Source organism: Rothia amarae (assembly GCF_014705945.2).
In the GTDB taxonomy this organism is placed as follows: domain Bacteria; phylum Actinomycetota; class Actinomycetes; order Actinomycetales; family Micrococcaceae; genus Rothia; species Rothia amarae.
Genome location: NZ_CP061538.1, coordinates 1,475,236 through 1,493,440, shown reverse-complemented (window position 1 = coordinate 1,493,440; position 18,205 = coordinate 1,475,236). Strand labels below are relative to the sequence as shown.

At 51.8% G+C, this 18,205-nt stretch carries 15 protein-coding genes; 6 read left to right on the top strand and 9 right to left on the bottom strand.

What is annotated here, in order from left to right; genetic code table 11:
* Positions 1-187: 187 nt before the first annotated feature.
* On the top strand, positions 188-637 hold the full coding sequence (locus tag IDM48_RS07100) for an RDD family protein (protein WP_190616700.1): 450 nt from the start codon (positions 188-190) through the stop codon (positions 635-637).
* 9 nt (positions 638-646) lie between these two features.
* Here IDM48_RS07100 and IDM48_RS07095 read toward each other — a convergent pair whose 3' ends face one another.
* The 4 genes from IDM48_RS07095 to lipB all read right to left on the bottom strand — a co-directional run bounded on the left by IDM48_RS07095 (position 647) and on the right by lipB (position 3,873).
* Entirely contained in the window at positions 647-1,015 is a 369-nt protein-coding gene (locus tag IDM48_RS07095; protein ID WP_190616698.1) for a VOC family protein, read from the bottom strand.
* Positions 1,016-1,258: 243 nt separating this feature from the next.
* Positions 1,259-1,984, bottom strand: a complete 726-nt coding sequence (locus IDM48_RS07090) for a DUF4191 domain-containing protein (RefSeq protein WP_238397926.1) — start codon at positions 1,982-1,984, stop codon at positions 1,259-1,261.
* Between the two features lie 116 nt (positions 1,985-2,100).
* A complete protein-coding gene (gene lipA, locus IDM48_RS07085) occupies positions 2,101-3,108 on the bottom strand; it encodes a lipoyl synthase (RefSeq protein WP_190616694.1) in 1,008 nt (335 codons plus the stop codon).
* Positions 3,109-3,201: 93 nt separating this feature from the next.
* Positions 3,202-3,873, bottom strand: coding sequence for a lipoyl(octanoyl) transferase LipB (gene lipB / locus IDM48_RS07080; RefSeq protein WP_145174339.1), 672 nt, complete (start codon positions 3,871-3,873; stop codon positions 3,202-3,204).
* Positions 3,874-4,022: 149 nt separating this feature from the next.
* On the opposite strand from lipB, the gene IDM48_RS07075 reads away from it, so the two are divergent.
* Positions 4,023-5,573: a serine/threonine-protein kinase gene (locus IDM48_RS07075; protein ID WP_190616693.1), complete on the top strand. Its 1,551-nt coding sequence runs from the start codon at positions 4,023-4,025 to the stop codon at positions 5,571-5,573.
* A 55-nt stretch (positions 5,574-5,628) separates the two neighbouring features.
* On the opposite strand, the gene IDM48_RS07070 is transcribed toward IDM48_RS07075, so the two are convergent.
* The 4 genes from IDM48_RS07070 to IDM48_RS07055 all read right to left on the bottom strand — a co-directional run bounded on the left by IDM48_RS07070 (position 5,629) and on the right by IDM48_RS07055 (position 11,090).
* A complete protein-coding gene (locus IDM48_RS07070) occupies positions 5,629-6,012 on the bottom strand; it encodes a hypothetical protein (RefSeq protein ID WP_068173170.1) in 384 nt (127 codons plus the stop codon).
* A 135-nt stretch (positions 6,013-6,147) separates the two neighbouring features.
* Complete coding sequence (gene sucB / locus IDM48_RS07065) at positions 6,148-7,899, bottom strand: 2-oxoglutarate dehydrogenase, E2 component, dihydrolipoamide succinyltransferase (protein WP_190616691.1); 1,752 nt, start codon at positions 7,897-7,899, stop codon at positions 6,148-6,150.
* A gap of 84 nt (positions 7,900-7,983) precedes the next feature.
* Positions 7,984-9,357 carry a dihydrolipoyl dehydrogenase gene (lpdA, locus tag IDM48_RS07060; protein WP_190616689.1) on the bottom strand — a complete coding sequence of 458 codons (1,374 nt, stop codon included), beginning with the start codon at positions 9,355-9,357 and terminating at the stop codon, positions 7,984-7,986.
* A 215-nt stretch (positions 9,358-9,572) separates the two neighbouring features.
* Positions 9,573-11,090 (bottom strand): leucyl aminopeptidase, encoded by a 1,518-nt coding sequence (locus tag IDM48_RS07055; protein ID WP_190616687.1) that lies wholly within the window; start codon positions 11,088-11,090, stop codon positions 9,573-9,575.
* A 185-nt stretch (positions 11,091-11,275) separates the two neighbouring features.
* On the opposite strand from IDM48_RS07055, the gene IDM48_RS07050 reads away from it, so the two are divergent.
* From IDM48_RS07050 to IDM48_RS07040, 3 genes are all read left to right on the top strand, one after another.
* Positions 11,276-12,226, top strand: coding sequence for a proteasome assembly chaperone family protein (locus tag IDM48_RS07050; RefSeq protein WP_190616685.1), 951 nt, complete (start codon positions 11,276-11,278; stop codon positions 12,224-12,226).
* Positions 12,227-12,399: 173 nt separating this feature from the next.
* Positions 12,400-13,875 carry a DUF4192 family protein gene (locus IDM48_RS07045; protein ID WP_190616683.1) on the top strand — a complete coding sequence of 492 codons (1,476 nt, stop codon included), beginning with the start codon at positions 12,400-12,402 and terminating at the stop codon, positions 13,873-13,875.
* Between the two features lie 309 nt (positions 13,876-14,184).
* Positions 14,185-15,558, top strand: coding sequence for an RNA polymerase sigma factor (locus IDM48_RS07040; RefSeq protein ID WP_145174357.1), 1,374 nt, complete (start codon positions 14,185-14,187; stop codon positions 15,556-15,558).
* Between the two features lie 86 nt (positions 15,559-15,644).
* On the opposite strand, the gene IDM48_RS07035 is transcribed toward IDM48_RS07040, so the two are convergent.
* Positions 15,645-15,839 (bottom strand): DUF7455 domain-containing protein, encoded by a 195-nt coding sequence (locus IDM48_RS07035; RefSeq protein ID WP_190616680.1) that lies wholly within the window; start codon positions 15,837-15,839, stop codon positions 15,645-15,647.
* A gap of 218 nt (positions 15,840-16,057) precedes the next feature.
* On the opposite strand from IDM48_RS07035, the gene IDM48_RS07030 reads away from it, so the two are divergent.
* Positions 16,058-18,163, top strand: a complete 2,106-nt coding sequence (locus IDM48_RS07030) for a DNA gyrase/topoisomerase IV subunit B (RefSeq protein WP_190616679.1) — start codon at positions 16,058-16,060, stop codon at positions 18,161-18,163.
* Positions 18,164-18,205 lie beyond the last annotated feature (42 nt).

Genomic DNA, 18,205 nt, shown 5'->3' with positions numbered 1-18,205 from the left:
ATTTTCTCTGAAGCGTTTTCTTCAAAGGTTGTCTCTACAGTCTATTGTTCCCTTTTTGCGGCTCGGTATCATCTTTGTTTCGTACTTGTAACAGTAAATTGAGAGATGAATCACCCAAAACCTAGTTTTCAAGGGAGGGTTTGCAGTAGTTTCCCCCTCCTCGGACTGATTCGGTAGTCTTGTTGTTGTGATTGATCGCAACGACGTGGGCGGCTGGCTCAACGGCCCTCCCACTACCCAGAATTATCCCGGCGAGTATATGGGCAGACCGCAAAAAGGTCCTGGATCCCTGGCTCGCTTCGGACGGCGTATCCTCGCTTTTATTGTCGACTGGTATCTGTGCTGGGGAATTCTGGCACTGATCGGCTGGCCTCAGGGCAATGTCGCTCAATCCATAACCCTTCTGATTTTCGTATGGCTGTATCAGAGCGTGTGCGTAGGATTTATGGGGCACACCTTAGGGCATCTTCTGTTGGGCATGCAGGTTCAGCGTTTGGACGGCACCCCAGCGGGGTGGGCAACCGGTTTTATCCGCTCTTCCCTGATTATGTTGGTAATTCCTGTCTTCTTGATGGATGCTGATCAGCGCGGTGCTCACGATCGTATTCGCAATACTGCGCTGGTTCGTATCCGTTAACAGCTCTTTTTAGAACTGATCGATTTCAATCTTTTTCATCGTGAATGTAAAGTCGTGGACGTCGCCGCCGTCTGAAATCATCATCCAGTCTCCTGCGATGCGAGCTTCGGAGAACATCACTTGCTGGTCTTGTCCGGGAACCAAAATTGGAGTTTTTGCAGTGGAACCGGGGAAAAGGCACAGAAGCATCTGGGTAAATTCTTGAGTGTGATGACCTCGCGTAAACATCAGCGCCGGCATAATAAAGGGTCGGGGCTCATTCTCTGGCTGCGCAAGCATCAACTGCCAGCTCACCTCACAGCGGTCTTCGACCCAGGCATATAAGTCGCTAAAAGGGTAGGAACCTAACTCCATCAGTACCTGGGCGCCGTCGTCCACTAATACCCGATAGGCTTCTCTGGATACCGCACTTCTTGGGTAATAGTTGCCCCCAATGCCCTTCCGTAGAGCTCTGCCAAGTGATCTGCATCGTGGTCTGACCAGAGAGAAGGGACTATTTTCTACATGTTTACCTGCTAACTAAGAACGGGAGGGCACTGCTCCCTTCAGACAATAGCGCACAAAAATAGCTCCCCGGCGCACCAGGGAGCTATTTGTAGAGAAAAACGGAGTAACCATCACTTAGCGGCCGCGCATACCCTTACGGTCGGGGCGCATGCGAGTGGGGTCAATCCCCTTCGGCATGGGCATCAGGTTATTACCCAGCGACGAGAGTCGACCATTAATAGCGTGAACTTCCTGCTCGGTGAGAGTCTTGGGAAGTTTGCGCATTTCTTTAGTGATGTTCTTGACCGGAGTCTGACCTTCGCCATTTCCGGACTTAATCACATGCACAGGAACGTTGGGCGCAATACGCTTGAGACGCTTCTTCTCCTGGGCGATAAGTCCGCCCACACGCTGAGAATGACCCTCAGCGACCAAGACGACGCCGGGGCGACCGAGGGCACGGAACACCAAATCCTGAGTGCGGGGGTTCATTGCTACGGGGCGCTCTTCGACAATCCAACCGCGGCGCAATGAGCTCAAAGCGGCACCAGAGGCACCGGGCTGACCATCAATCTGATTGAAAGCAGCTCGTTCTGCGCGGCGCGAAAGAACCAAAACAGCAACCAAAATGGCAAAGGGAATACCGATGAGAGTCCAGGTAATCCAGTTACCCGTCAATACACCGATGAGGATGAAGAGCAACAGAACAGCAAGAGCACATGCCAACATAACCCAAACAACGTTAGGGTCTGACTTGCGGGTCATGGCGAAGACCTGCTTCATCTGGGCAAACATGCCCGGACCTTTATCTTTTTTCTTCTGTTCTTTTTCAGCGCGTGCATCTTCGCGTCTTGAAGCCACAATCTGTCCTTCGTCCAAAGGGTCTTGAATTATGCGGCGGGTCAGACCCACCGCTCTCGGTCTCATTCTAGCTGACCGTTGCAAATAGCCTCAACGATGCGTGGCGTATTCACGGCTTAGTAGCCTGCCGCCACCAGCGCCGAAGCTTCCTGCAGCGCTGCGCCGTCGTCATCGATGTGTGCCAATTCGGGAGGAATCGGGTAACCATTGTGTTTCATAGCGCGAGCCCAGAGACGACCTGCACGGTAGGAGGAGCGAACCATCGGTCCCGCCATCACACCGGCAAATCCAATATCCTCAGCCATCTTGGCGTAGTTGAGGAATTCCTGAGGCTTCACCCATCGATCAATGGGGTGGAACAGGGGACCGGGGCGCAGGTACTGGGTGAGTGTAATGGTGTCGCACCCGTAGTCGTACAAATCGCACAGGGCTTCATAAATTTCTTCGTCGGTCTCACCCATACCCAAGATGAGGTTTGACTTGGTAATCATGCCGTTTTCTTTACCCTGCTGGATAACTTCCAACGAGCGCTCATAGCGGAACGCGGGGCGAATCTTGCGGAAAATACGCGGAACGGTTTCTAGGTTGTGGGCAAAAACCTCGGGCTTAGCATCAATTACCTGCTGCAAATCTGATTCTTTACCCTTGAAGTCAGGAATCAGAATTTCGACGCCGGTACCGGGGGAGACCTTGTGAATCTGGCGGATTGTCTCGGCGTACAGCCACGCTCCGCCGTCCTCCAAATCATCGCGTGCAACACCGGTGACTGTAGTGTAGCGCAGGTTCATTTTTTTCACGTTCAAGGCAACCTTGACCGGCTCAGTCTTATCGAGAGCAACCGGCTTACCCGTAGCAATCGCACAGAAGTCACAGCGACGGGTGCATTCTGAACCACCGATGAGGTAGGTCGCTTCACGGTCTTCCCAGCACTCGTAGATGTTCGGGCAACCCGCTTCCTCACACACAGTATGCAAACCGGAGCCTGTAGAGAGATCAATCATCTCTTTGTAGTTGGGGCCGACTTTAGCCTTGGTCTTAATCCAGTGAGGCTTCTTCTCGATAGGTACCTCGGCGTTGCGCGCTTCAACGCGAAGCAACTTACGTCCTTCGGCCGTTACACTCATTCTCTGCTCCTTTGTGGTGCTTCCCTCACGGGATAAAAATTCAAGTGGATATACCCCAGGCGGTTGTGTTGACTCCGACTCTTGCTAGATTTCCTAGGCGGAGTGGGGCTCAAACTGGGCCGCTAACTGATCTGCGTATGCAATCAGTTCTTTCTCTAATCTTTCAACAATTTCAACCGGCTCAAAATTCCTGCCGAGCTGCTCGGAAATACTCGTGACTCCGGCGTCAGAAATTCCGCAGGGAATGAACTGCCCGAACGGGTCTAAATCGTTAGAGCAGTTGATGGAGAATCCGTGCATTGTGGTGTTCTTGGCAACTCTGATTCCGATGGCGGCAATCTTCTTATCTTGCTCACCATTTTTACCGACCATCCACACACCGCTGCGACCTTCGACCCGCTCGGCGTGAATATCTAGCGAAGCTAGCACATTGATCAAAATTTCTTCAATAATGCGAACGTATTTCACTACGTCAATTGGCTCGGGCAGGCGCACGATGGGGTAGCCCACGAGTTGTCCGGGACCATGCCAGGTGAGTTTACCGCCGCGGTCAATTTTGACGACGCGCGTGGAGGAATCCTGCGGGTACTCGTGGTCTTCGGTGCGTTTACCGGCTGTAATAACTGACTCATGTTCTAGCAAGAGAACGGTGTTTTGCTGTTCCTGGGCAGCCACCTTCGCATGTACTTTTTGCTGAAGTTCTAGCGCTTCAACATAATCTACAAAATCGGGTGCAAAACCAACCCGTTCAATGTTCACGGTCATGTATCTACCCTAACGCCATTGAGGAAAGGAGAGAAACCGCGGGGACTGTGAGATTGAACGAGCAAATAATCCGCACCCCACAGAAGGAATCTGCGTTACAAACCAATGTGACGCTTTAAGACGGTTTCGCTCTCAACTTCAAAGGGAAGGTGACAAGTACCGATACTGAAGCTGTGGATAACTCTGGGCGCGGATTGGCGCGGTGCGGTATTAGTATCCCTATGAAGAACGAAGAAACCGCACCAGAGAATCAAGCCGTATCTGCGCCGTCGAACCAGCTCATTGACCTGAGATTTTCGATGTACTCCGATACTGAACGATCCATCTGGTCAGCTAGGTATCAACCTACTTCAGAACAGGACATCTTAGGTATCCCTGCTGGGACTTACTGTATGGAAGAAATTCCCCACGGACCAGCTTCCGAAGCACTTCTGCGCCCTGCGGATCGCCTCTGCGCACTCACCCAGCACCAGCACGTTGCCACGGTATTTGCTCTTGCCAGCTCCGGAGCCAGGGACCAAATCTGGTACGAGCAGGTTGACGGCGGAACCCTTGCCCAAGCTATCTCCCAGCGCGGTAAACTTCCCGGTGAAGAAGTAGCAACCATAGCTGCGGGGCTTGTATCTGCCATGACGTGGTTTCATCAGCAACAAATGGCTTTTACAGAGTTCACCGCTCACCGCATATTTTTCACCTCTAACGGTACACTCAAGGTCTTGGCGCCCGATGTAGATTTGCGGGGCAAGAACTCTACGGTTGCCGAAGAATACTATCGAAAAGATATCGCAGCTGTTGCATCTATCCTGTGGGAATGTTTGACAGGTGAGGCACCCGGGGACGTTCTCCACCGTCCGCCGCTTAAACTCTTGCTTCCCGCCACCAAACCAGAGCTCGGCGTCACTCTTGAACACGCCATTGACCAAGATAAGCCGCAGCCAAGCCTTCAAGAAATCAACGCCATCATTCAGCATCATTTCTCTGCGCAGCCCGTTGACCTTTTTGCTAGCGCCCATCCCTCGGTCAGAGGGGAGCTACCCGCGCGTCGCCAACCCTCCAAGAAAAAGGCAACATCGCAGAAAGTACTGGGGAGTAAGGTCTCTCAACCAGCGCAGGGAATACAGCAGAAACTGAGACGTGCCGGCAGCGCATGTCTGATTTTGGCTATCATCGGTGCAGGCTCTTATGCACTTTTCGAACACCTCAACTCTCCTACAGCACCGGTTACTGCTGAGAGCCAGGAAACTTCCCCCCAGACTTCTATGGCAACTACATCGCTGGAAGCATCACCCATGGCTGAACAAAACCCTGAGGAAATCATGACTCATCTGGTGGAGCAACGAAATTCTGTACTCGCCCAAGGACAGCGTACTCTCATTTCCTCCTATGCTCTATCTGGCTCAAACCTGGAAAAGCAGGACGCTCAGTTACTCTCCCGGGATACGCATAGAACGTTGAAATCTATGCCCTTGAACATCGTTTCTATCGAAGATATGCAGACGGACGGCGGGGAGCTGAGTATGAGAGTAACTCTTTCCGCAGATAAACCAGATAACTTCACCCCTGAGAACGCCCAGAGCATGGGGCTCACCCTTAAAGGTAATACGGTCCAACAAGAGGTGACTTTCACGGTGCGGCAGAGCGATGAAGGGTGGCGTCTTATTTCTGCGGAACCTCGTTCACCCTCAAAGACTTCCTCTTAAACTCAAAGTGCCTCCGCTCAACAGCGGAGGCACTTTTAAATCAACGGTGAACGAATTAGAGAAGAATCGTTGCGATGGCGATATTAATCAGACCCAAGCCGCCTACGGTGTGAGCCAAAGGAATATTGCGAGCGGCTTCCAGATTGCCAGTTGCGCGCGCCTGCTTATATTTCTTCTGTCCGAAGAAAGCAGCGATAGCCACGATAATGCCCAGAAGCATCTTGATGCCAACGTACATGTGGAACATGGTGTTCGATTCTGAACCCAGATTGCTCATCATAATGAAATACAGGGCAAAACCAGTCACAATCTGTAGCAGAGCCGCATGGAACTGCCCGGGCACTACAATGCCTTTTTTGAAGTTAGCAATCCAGATACCAACCACCATAGTTGCACCTAAAACGTGCAAGAAAACGAGAATACTTGTTGCGATAGCCATGACCTTAGTCTACTTAAGATAACCCACCTTTATCGACAGTCTGTGACTAAATATGTAGTGGAACAGAGCACCAAAAAGGGAGCCGCAGCAAAAACTGCGACTCCCTTCTTATCAACCCTTGAGGATCTCTACGGTTTAGAGACCTAGCTCAGCTTCAAATGCTGCTTCTTCAAGGCGCTGCTTGAGGAAGTTCAAGAAACGGCCAGCGTCTGCACCATCGACTACACGGTGATCGTAAGTCAAGGAGAAGTAAGCGAGGCTACGGATAGCGATTACATCGTTGCCATCAGCATCCTGGATTACAGCAGGGCGCTTGTTGGTCGAACCAATGCCCAAGATAGCTACGTTGGGCTGGTTGATGATCGGGGTGAAGAATACACCGCCGGTCTGACCGGTGCTAGAGATAGTGAAGGTTGAACCGGAGAGTTCCTCAGGACCAATCTTGCCATCGCGCGCACGACCTGCGACGTCGCCAATCTTTTTAGCCAAACCGGAGATGTTCAAATCGCCGGCGTCCTGAACTACAGGAACGAGCAGACCCTTGGGGGTATCTACTGCAAGACCAATGTTTTCAGAACCGTGGTAAGTGATTTCCTTGAGGTCTTCAGACATCGAAGCGTTGAACTGCGGGAACTGCTGCAGAGCCTCGGTCACTACCTTGGTGAAGAAGGGCAGGAAGGTGAGCTTAGCACCCTCGCGAGCTGCAAAGCCATCCTTAGCCTTGTTGCGCAAAGCAACCAGACGGGTCAAATCAATTTCCTGAACAGTGGTCAGCTGAGCTGAAGTCTGCAGGGATTCAACCATACGCTTAGCGATGGTCTGGCGGATGCGGGGAGCCTTTTCAGTGGTACCGCGCTTGGATGACGCCGCAGCCTTGGGAGCTGCCTGCTTCTGAGGAGCTGCGGGGGTAGCGGGAGCCAGCGAAGGAGCAGATGTATCTGCTGCTGCGGATGACTCGGAAGATGCCTTCTTAGCCTCTGCTGCTGCCTGAACGTCCTGCTTGCGGATACGACCGCCAACGCCGGTGCCCTTGATGGTGGAAAGGTCAATGTTTTCCTGCTTCGCCAGCTTGCGAACCAAAGGAGTTACATAGACGTCGCCGGATTCAGAGGACTCTGAAGAATCGCTGGACTTAACGTCAGCCTGCTCAGCCTGAGCAGCTTCTGTTTCGTCCTTCGCAGGAGCTTCAGCTTCTTCTTTTTCTTCAGCAGGAGCGGGCTTCTGATCTTCCTTCTTCTCTTCAGCAGGAGCTTCAGACTTTGAAGAAGCAGCGGATGCATCGCCAACGATAGCCAGAACCTGGCCAACCTCAGCTTCTTCGTCTTCTTCAACGCGGATTTCCAGAAGGGTACCTGCAACGGGTGAAGGAACCTCGGTGTCTACCTTGTCAGTGGAAACTTCGAGAAGGGGCTCGTCAACCTCTACGGTCTCGCCAACTTCCTTCAACCAGCGGGTAACGGTACCTTCGGTCACGGACTCGCCCAGTGCGGGAAGAGTTACTTCCTGACCCTCGGAGGAACCGGAAGTAGACTTGGACTCGGTTGCAGGGGTTTCCTCTGCAGCGGTCTCTTCTGCCTGCTCTTCAGCTTCCTCTTCAAGGGGAGCTTCGTCTTCAGCCTTCTGAGCTGAGGAGTCGTCGGATGAACCGGAGCCGTCGCCGATGATGACGAGCGCGCCACCAACCTCTACGTCTTCGTCTTCTTCAACCAGAATCTTCTCAACGGTACCTGCAACGGGTGAAGGGACCTCGGTGTCTACCTTGTCGGTGGAAACTTCGAGAAGGGGATCGTCAACGGATACGGTGTCGCCAACTTCTACGAGCCAGCGGGTAACGGTACCCTCGGTAACGGATTCGCCCAGTGCGGGCAGTTCTACTGTGTGGGACATGCTCTTTCTCGTCTCTTTCGTGTAGATGCTTAGTCGTACAGTGCGAAGGCGGCGGTTTCGCAACCGCCACCTTCTCAGTCTTTATTAGCCGTGCAGGGGAGCGCCGGCAAGTGCCATAGCGGCTTCACCCAGTGACTCGTTCTGGGTGGGGTGTGCGTGGATGAAAGTTGCAACGTCTTCGGGGAATGCTTCCCAAACAACCCACATCTGAGCCTCACCAATCTGCTCGCCCATACGCTTACCTACAGCGTGAACGCCAACGATGGGGCCGTCCTTTTCACGAACAACCTTGACCAGACCGCCGGTGCCCAAGATGGAGGATTTGCCGTTGCCCGCGAGGTTGTATTCAGCGACCTCAACGTTATCCTTACCGAATTTCTCTTCAGCCTTGGGCTGGGAGTAACCGACTGAGGCAATTTCGGGGTTGCAGAAAGTGACCTTGGGAATGTTGATGTCTTCAACAACCTGAGGCTTCAAACCTGCAATTTCTTCAACGACGAAGCGACCCTGCTGGTAGCCGCGGTGAGCAAGCTGAACACCGGGCACGATGTCACCGATTGCGTAGATGTTACCTACGCCGGTGTGCAGACGCTCGTTGGGGATAACGAAACCGCGATCCAGGGTGATGCCCTGATCTTCATAACCGAAGCCTTCGGTGTTGGGACCGCGACCGACAGCAACGAGGCAAATCTCGGCTTCGAACTCTTTACCGTCTTCGAGGGTTACCTTCACACCTGAATCGTTCTGCTCAACAGTCTTGAAGAGCTTGCCGGTGCTGAACTTAATCTTGCGCTTCTTGAATTCGCGCTCAACCACCTTGATAATGGAGGGATCTTCGTTAGGTACCAGGTGGGGCAGACCTTCGATGATGGTGACCTCTACACCCATGGAGTTCCACATGGAAGCGAACTCAGAACCGATGACGCCGCCGCCAAGAACGATAGCGCTCTTGGGGAGGTAATCCATCTGCAGAGCTTCGGTGGAGGTGAGTACGCGATCCTTGATTTCAAGACCAAAGGTCTTAGAAACGGAACCGGTAGCAAGGATGATGTGCTTACCCTTGTATTCGGTGCCATCAACGGTGATGGTGTCTTTGCCGGTGAGTTTACCTTCACCTTCAATGACGGTGACCTTCTTCATTTTCAGAAGACCGGTCAGACCCTTGAACTTGCCGGCAACGATGCCGTCTTTGTAATCGCGAACCTTAGCCATATCAATGGACTCGAATTTGACGTTGATGCCAAACTTCTCAGATTCCTGTGATTCTTCAGCAACTTCTGCAGCGTGCAGATATGCCTTGGTGGGGATGCAACCGGTATGGAGGCAGGTACCACCCAGGTTGCCCTTTTCGACGAGGCCAACAGTGAAGCCAAGCTGCACTGCTCGCAGAGCAGCTGAGTAGCCTGCGCTACCGCCACCGAGGATGAGGATGTCGAATTCTTTTGCTGTTTCGGGCACTGTAACGCTCCCTTGCGTAGGTCTGGGTCAATATGACCCTTACTTTTTATCGTCGTTCTTAGTTTATTAGTCGATGGTGAATATGACCTAAAATATTCGGTCTATTTCCGTTGAATGTGATAAACAATGAACTTTCTTCTAACGGTACAGTACCGCATCTCGAAGAAATGATAAGAAAGCTGTGTTTTCTATGGGCTTTGGTCAATACCTGGAGATTAGACCAGGTTTTCGAGGAACTTCACCACGGTTGCAAGAGATGCACCCGTTGCCTCTTTTGGTGTAAAACCGTGGGCTGAACCTTCGTTGAAGGAAGGACCTGCAATATCGAGGTGAGCCCATGGAATTTTCTTCCCATTTTTCTCACCGACGAATTCTTCGAGGAACAGACCGGCAATTAACATGCCACCCATACGGGAGTCACCCATATTCTTCACATCAGCTACGGGGGACTTCAACTCTGAGCGCATGTGCTCAGGCAGGGGCATTGCCCAGAAATCTTCACCGGCTTCTAAGGATGCTTCCACAACTTTATTGCGGGTGGTCTCTTCACCCATGACTGCAGCGTAGCGGGTGCCGAGTGCGACCATCTGTGCGCCGGTCAGGGTTGCGACATCGAGAATAAAATCAGGGTTGGATTCTGAGGCATACGCTAGCCCATCTGCCATGACCAGGCGACCTTCGGCGTCGGTATTCAAAACTTCCACTGTGGTGCCACCGCGCATCACCAAAACGTCCTCGGGTCGAATCGCCGATCCGCTGGGCATATTCTCGGCGATGCAAAGGTAAGCGGTAACTTCTACCGGTAATTCCAGTTCAGCAGCAGCTGCAACAGCGTTGAGAACGGTCGCTGCACCTGCCATATCTGACTTCATAGGAATCATGGAATTAGCAGGCTTCAGAGAGATACCGCCGGTATCAAAAGTGATGCCTTTGCCCACGAGTGCAACCGATTTTTTGGCCTTCTTGGGGGAGTACTTAACTTCTACCAGACGGGGCGGGCGAACGGAGCCCTGTCCTACGCCCAAAATGCCGCCAAAGCCCTCTTTAGCAAGTTTTTTCTCATCAAAGATTTTGACCGAAACGTCGGTTAGATCTGCGACTCGCTCCTGAGCTTTCTGAGCAAAGGAATCAGGGTAAAGGTGGCTGGGAGGAGTGTTCACGAGACGACGGGTGGAATCCACCGCCTGTCCCAAGATGAGCGCACGGGTGAGGGCAGGAGTAGCCTGTGAGGTTTCCACATCGCTAATTATGACGACGCTTTCAACCGGTGCCTTGACCTCTTCTAGATTCTTGGTGCGTAGCTGGGTGTCAACGAAAGCACCAAATGCTGCACCTTCAGCGATAGCTGCAACAGCTTCAACTGAATCTGCACGAAAATCAATGGCAATTTCTGCGAAACCGGCGAGTTGTTGTACTGCCGAACCTGCTGCCAGTCGGAACGTATTGAGCTGATCTTGAGGGTTCTCGGTGGGAGCGCCTAGGCCGATAATTGCGACGACGTCGGTGGCAGTTCCTTCGAAACCGGGCAGACGGGTTAGCTGATCGGCAGAACCGGTCACTCCCATATCTTTCAGGATGGCCTGGAGCCCTTCAGCAGTCTTGGAATCTAGCGAATGTTCTGCCAACTGCGGACCCTGCTCGGTAGAGTAGGCACCGAGGACAAGAACCTGAGCTTCAAGCGCTTCTAAATCTGATGAGGCAACGGAAAACATGAGATCAGCTGATTCAGTCATCTCTCTCCTTATATATCTGGTGTACATTGAGGCGGAATAGAACTCCACCGCCTAGAGTTATAGAACCATGAAGGCTCAATATGACTTACTGTTTCAGCATAGTAGGTTATGTGCCACACTTTCACGTGGCAGTACATTCAATGTATTAAAGTAGTCTGAATCGTTGTAAAGAAAGAGGGGCTAGAATGCTAGATCCAGAAAGCCTGTACCTGGTGCAATCTGGCGCATTAGATAACGAGAGACTTCATCATTTGCCCCTGGTGATTTCGCTTCACCATCCTCAAGACGCAGGTGGGACGGCAGGTTTGTTGGGAGATGTTCTCCTCAAGGAACTCCAGCATGCCTCTATCGTAGAATTCGATGCTGATCGCTTGCATGACTATCGCGCCCGTCGTCCGCGTATTAAATATGTGCAGGATCACTTTGAAGATCCTGTGATGCCTCAGCTTAAGCTTTACGCGGTAGAGGACAGACTTGAGAAGCCTTTTTTACTGTTGACAGGTACCGAGCCTGATCTCCAATGGCAACGGTTTGTGCAGGGCGTTGTAGGAATTGCTGAACAGCTAGAAGTCTCAGTAGCACTGATTGTCAGCGGTTTTCCTATGCCCGTGCCGCATACCCGAGCTTTGCCGGTTACTGCGCATGGTTCCCGTAAAGATTTATTGCGGGGTATTTCTGGATGGAAGCCGGTTGCAGAAATGAGTGGCTCGGCTTCGAGCTTGTTGGAAGTAGCATTGACCGATGCTGGAATTGGTACTGCAGGGTTTGGTGTAAATGTGCCCCAATATCTAGCAGAAGCAGAACTGCCTCAAGCAGCTTTGCTGGCCATGGAGCACCTTTCAATGGCGGTCAAACTTTCGTTGCCCACCGATCAATTGATTGATGCTGCCGATGCCGCTCTGACTCAGATTAACGAGCAGGTTGAGGCTAACCCTGAGGTGGGGGCAATGATCAATCGTTTGGAAGAGAGTTACGACTTCAATATGAAGAACGTTGAATCTTCTATGCTCACGCTGGCAGAACGTGAGGAAGGTAAGTTGCCGGATCGTGATGAGCTGGGTGCTGTTATCGAAGATTATTTGGCTCGAATGGACGACGAAGGTGGTTCTGCCACCAGTCGTGAGCTTGATTCGTAGCTTAACTGCTAAATGTAACTTCCGTTGAAGCCATAGGCTGATTGGGGAACCGATAGCACGAGAAAAATGTGGAAAACTCATGTGTGCTTGTCAGAGAATGACAGTGCCTATAAGTTTTCCACATTTTTTCATATGATCTCAAACTGCATTAAATGACATCAATAATCAAGTTTATGACTACACTTGATGCTTTTTCCGATTTCAATACTCCTTCTCCCGTACGCGGGGTGAGCGACGTCGTTGCCTACACCATTCATAACCTCGGTTTTTGGCCCACACGCTCCGTCGTCCTGGTAGCTACCGGCGCCCGCCATATGGGTCCCGTATTAAGAGTGAACTTAGAAGATATCTCTGAAAATGAGGCTTCTGCACTGTTGGATTACCTCTTTGACATGATGCCCACCTCCTTGGCAGAGGGGGAACAGGTTGATCGTTTCTTCTTGCTGATCTTTGGCGAAGGCGGTGAAGTGCGCACACGTCAGCTCACAGCCTCGCTCAGACAGACTCCAACCCTCGAAGAAATTCAGAAGGACGCTGCTGAGGCAAAAATTTGCCAGGCGTGGATTAGAGCGGGAATGCACATTACAGATACTCGAGGAATCCTGTTTTGCGATTTACTTTTTATCGGGTCGGTCTCTCGCTGGGAAATGGAACCCACTGAACCAGCGATGGTCTTCTCCGGGTTTATCGATGACATTCAAAAATGCCCGCTCTATCTTGACCTGATGCTGAAGGGGTCTTCAGTTCTCCCCACCGAAGAACAAGCGGTTCAAGCACAATCGTCGCCTCTCAATGCAACGAATAATCAGGCAGAATATCAGGCTTGGCTGGACGACGCTGAATACTGGTTTGCCCACTATCTGCAAGTCATCCATGGTGCAGACTCTGATTATTGCCGGGACTATCTCGGTCAAAAATATGCCGAAAATCTGCTGTGGGATGCCGCGATTCAAACTATTTCCAGGACGCGCAGGGAACGCTTCAGCGCAGAAGAGCGTCTTCATGAAGATGCACTTTATGCAGACCACATCAGAGAAATACTGACGCCCCAGCTTGCGGGGTATTTGCTAGCAACCCTCTCGTCGGTGACATCCGGGCAATTCATTCTTTATGCGGCTGCGACGTCCACCAACCTTCTCACCCAACTCTTTGCAGATTTACATCGAGAGCAAACTCATTTAACTGCCAGTGCTGAAAATTTCCAGAATTCCTCTGTTCTATTGGTTCCTGTTGATCACACCGGGCAGCCTTTCATTGATGACTGCATCCGAAAACTGGCGGACATCAAGAATTTTGCAGAAGTGGTAGACCAGAATGATGAACTATCATCGGGGGCAGAAGACTTCGCTGAAATGATGATGGGGAACAGTATCTTGGGCCCAGACTGGAAAAATATTGGTCTCCTGGAGCAGGTCATCCTGCAAATGCAGGAAATAGCCGATGACGAGCGTAGCGCCTACCTTGCCGTCGTCCAGGCATGGATTGCATGGTTCAAGGGTTCGAGTTCAACCGCTTCTCGGCATCTCGCTCGGGCCCGCCAGACGTGGGAGATTTCGCTCCTGCCGCTCGATGCCCTGTTGGAAAATTCATTGTTACCTCGCTGGCTTCAAGAAGAATCCCAGTGTTTCAAAGAAAGTAAATGGACATAAGCGCTGTGTGCTGTCGCTCATTGGGGGACAAAATGCAAAAATTGAGCAACAGCACGTGGCGGCGCGCCCGTTCTGCACACGAACTAGCCCATCATCTGCCATACTTTAGTACTGACCCCGTTTAAGTCCGAAAACAGTAAATTGTCAAGAGAAATGGGAATATCTTTCTACGCCAAGCCGTTGAAAAGAATAGTTCCCGTCAGGCACTTACTGTTTTTACTGAATTTTTCAGTTCAGACTTGACAGGGTCTTAGGTGTTTTGACTGTTCTGGATTTTTTCCATCGGTCACGTATAAGGAAAGGTTCTCTGTGTCACCTGCTGCACAACAGAAGGCGTCTGATAGTACAAAGGCTAGTAAGACCACCACGGCTAAAAAGAAGCCTTCAACCCGCTCAAAGGCAACCACTAAAGCGGCAAAGGCAAATGAAGAAGCTGAAGAAGTAGAAGAAACCACGGCTACTTCATCCACAAAAACTGCAAAAAAAACCACTGCCACGAAGGCAAAGAAGACAACTGCGAAGAAAACCTCGCAGGCTGTTGCCGACGACTTCGAAGAAGACGACGAGGTAGCGAGCACCGATCTTGATGAAGATGAGGTGTTAGATTCCGATGAAGACTCTGAAGAGGAAGATTCGGATGTAGATAACGAAGAGAAGACTGCAAAAGAAGAAGAAAAGAAGCAGTCTGAAAAAGTCGCTGCAAAGCGTAACGGCTTTGTGCTCACCGCCAACGATGACGACGATGCCCCCGCGCAGCGCGTGATTGCCCCCGGCGCTACTGCGGACCCCGTCAAGGACTACCTGAAGCAGATCGGTAAGGTTTCCCTGCTGAATGCTGAGCAGGAAGTCGACTTGGCTATGCGTATTGAAGCCGGTTTGTACGCTGAGCATAAGCTCAAGGACAACCCGGATATGGATGCGCAACTTAAGAAGGAACTTCGCTGGGTTATTCACGACGGACGTCGCGCGAAGAACCACCTGCTAGAAGCTAACCTTCGTCTCGTGGTGTCGCTGGCTAAGCGTTATACCGGCCGCGGAATGCTCTTCTTGGACCTCATTCAGGAAGGTAACCTCGGTTTGATCCGCGCGGTAGAGAAGTTTGATTACTCCAAGGGCTTCAAATTCTCCACCTACGCAACCTGGTGGATTCGCCAGGCTATTACCCGCGCTATGGCTGACCAGGCACGTACCATTCGTATTCCTGTTCACATGGTTGAGGTCATCAATAAGCTGGCGCGCGTACAGCGTCAGATGCTTCAGGACTTAGGCCGCGAACCCACCCCTGAGGAACTGGCAAAAGAGCTAGACATGACCCCTGAAAAGGTCATCGAAGTTCAGAAGTACGGCCGCGAGCCTATCTCCTTGCACACCCCCCTGGGTGAAGACGGAGATTCGGAATTCGGTGACTTGATTGAAGACTCCGAAGCTGTAGTACCCGCCGACGCTGTGTCCTTCACTCTGTTGCAGGAACAGCTTCACTCGGTACTCGATACGCTTTCAGAGCGCGAAGCTGGCGTTGTCGCCATGCGCTTTGGCATGACCGACGGGCAACCCAAGACCTTAGACGAAATCGGCAAGGTATATGGCGTCACTCGCGAACGTATCCGCCAGATTGAGTCCAAGACGATGTCTAAACTGCGCCATCCTTCCCGCTCACAGGTTCTGCGCGATTATCTTGACTAAGAAAATCTGAAGAATCTGGGCATAAAAATAGTCGGTGCTTCTCTCTAACACCTGGAGAGGCACCGACTATTTTTTATCGTCAAAAGTTATGCTAAGCGGTCAGTCTGATTATCCCATTCAGCAGCTACCTGCTGCAGTCCGCTTTCATTCTCCCGTGCGTGATGGCCGCAGAAGTAGAGCTCGTTGCCTGAATTGAGGACGACGCGCACGTACGCCTGCGCTCCACATGCATCGCAACGGTCGGCAGTAGTGAGTTCACGGCTTTGAAGTGTTGCAGTCATGATTTTGTCCTTTCATAGATGATGAGGTTGTATCCATATAACCATGCAGTACTGGTTCTCATTCCGGCTTTCGCTTTCAGAATAGAGCGCAGGTCTTATTGTGCAGTGGAAATTCGTGGGCGTCTCAGCTCACGGCGCACGTTGCCCCAGATCAGTGCGCCGGTTTCAAAAACAACATAAAATATCTAGGTACCCGAGCAGAGAATGGAGAGCCCCTCTTGGCAGCTTCGAACTATACCGCGCAAAACCTTTCCGTACTGGAGGGGCTGGAAGCGGTTCGCAAACGGCCTGGTATGTACATCGGCTCTACCGATTCTCGCGGGTTGATGCACTGTCTCTGGGAAATCATCGATAACTCGGTGGATGAGGCACTCGCCGGGTATGGCCAGTCCATAGAAATCATTCTCTATAAAGATGGTTCGGTTGAGGTACGCGATGACGGTCGTGGTGTTCCGACTGATATTGAACCGCGCACCGGGCTCACCGGTGTCGAAGTGGTGTACACCAAACTTCATGCCGGCGGTAAGTTTGGCGGTGGATCTTATTCAGCGTCGGGTGGTTTGCACGGCGTGGGCGCGTCGGTTGTGAACGCGCTCTCAAGCCGCTTGGATGTTCAGGTGGATCGTGGTGGCAAGACGTATCAAATGAGTTTCCGCCACGGAATCCCAGGGCAGTTCGAAAAGAGCCGTACCCCCAAACCAGAGGCAGAATTTACACCCTCACAGAAGCCCAATGACGCGCTCATTGTAGTGGGAAAAGCTAAACGAGGTGTAACAGGTACTCGTGTGCGCTACTGGGCTGATCCGCAGATTTTTACTCCCGATGCCAAATTCAGTTATGACAATTTGGCACAGCGCGCTCGTCAGACGTCGTTCCTCATCCCCGGATTGCGTATTGCTATTCGCGACGAACGGCGCTTAGCAGGTACTCGCGGTGAGTTTGAAACCCACGAGGAAGTTTTCCAGCACGATGGGGGAATTTCCGAATTTTGTGATTATCTGGCGACCGATTCTTCAGTGACTGATATCTGGCGTTTCCAGGGACAGGAAACGTTCAAAGAAACCGTGCCGGTACTCGATGAGAACGGGCATTCTCAGCTCACCGAAGTGGAGCGCGAGTGCGAAGTCGATATTGCCCTGCGCTGGGGTATCGGCTATGAAACCAATATCCGCTCGTTCGTCAATATTATTGCTACTCCCAAGGGCGGCACTCACCTCACCGGTTTTGAACAGGGATTGTTGAAAACTTTCCGTAAGCACCTGGGCGATAACGCACGCAAATTTAAGGTCGGCGCAAACGAAAAGATTGAAAAAGACGACGTCTTAGCCGGTCTGACCGCGGTTCTGACCGTGCGCCTGGCTGAACCTCAATTTGAAGGACAGACTAAAGAGATTCTTGGTACGCCTGCGGTACGGCAGATTGTGTCCAAAGTGGTCTCCAAGGAACTAGCCACCAAGTTGAAAGCAACTGCCCGCGCGGATAAACAGCAGGCAAGTTCTTTGAGTGAAAAAGTTGTAGCGGAAATGAAATCACGAATCTCCGCGCGCGTTCATAAAGAAACCCAACGGCGCAAAACCGCCCTGGAAACTTCTTCAATGCCGGCAAAACTGGTGGATTGCCGGTCCGATAACGTCGAGCAGTCTGAGCTGTTCATCGTAGAGGGCGACTCGGCGCTGGGTACCGCGCGTCTGGCTCGTTCGTCGAGCTATCAGGCGTTGTTGCCTATCAGAGGCAAAATTCTCAACGTTCAAAAGGCATCACTCACCGATATGCTGGCGAATGCCGAGTGCGCTGCCATCATCCAGGTGATTGGGGCAGGTTCTGGCCGTACTTTTGATTTAGAGGTAGTGCGTTACGGCAAGATCATCATGATGACCGACGCCGACGTCGATGGCGCTCACATCCGAACCTTGCTACTCACTCTGTTCTACCGCTATATGCGACCTCTGGTTGAAGCCGGTCATGTCTATGCTGCTGTGCCACCGCTACACCGCATTGAGGTGATTCACCGCGGCAAGCCCAATGAGATGGTCTACACCTACTCGGAAAAGGAACTGGGCGATTATCTTGCCCAGTTGCAGGCTCAGGGGAAGAACTTCAAAGAGCCAATTCAGCGGTACAAGGGTTTGGGTGAAATGGACGCCGATCAGCTGGCAGAGACCACGATGGATCCGCGCCACCGTTTGCTTCGCCGGGTGCGTATTGAGGACGCGGAAGCGGCGGAGAGAGCTTTTTCGCTCCTCATGGGGTCTGAGGTCGCTCCACGTAAGGAATTTATAATCAATGGGGCGCATCAGCTCGATGAAAGCCAAATTGATATGTAGTCCGGTGTGCACTGCGAGGTAAAAGCTCTTTTTATTTTGGTG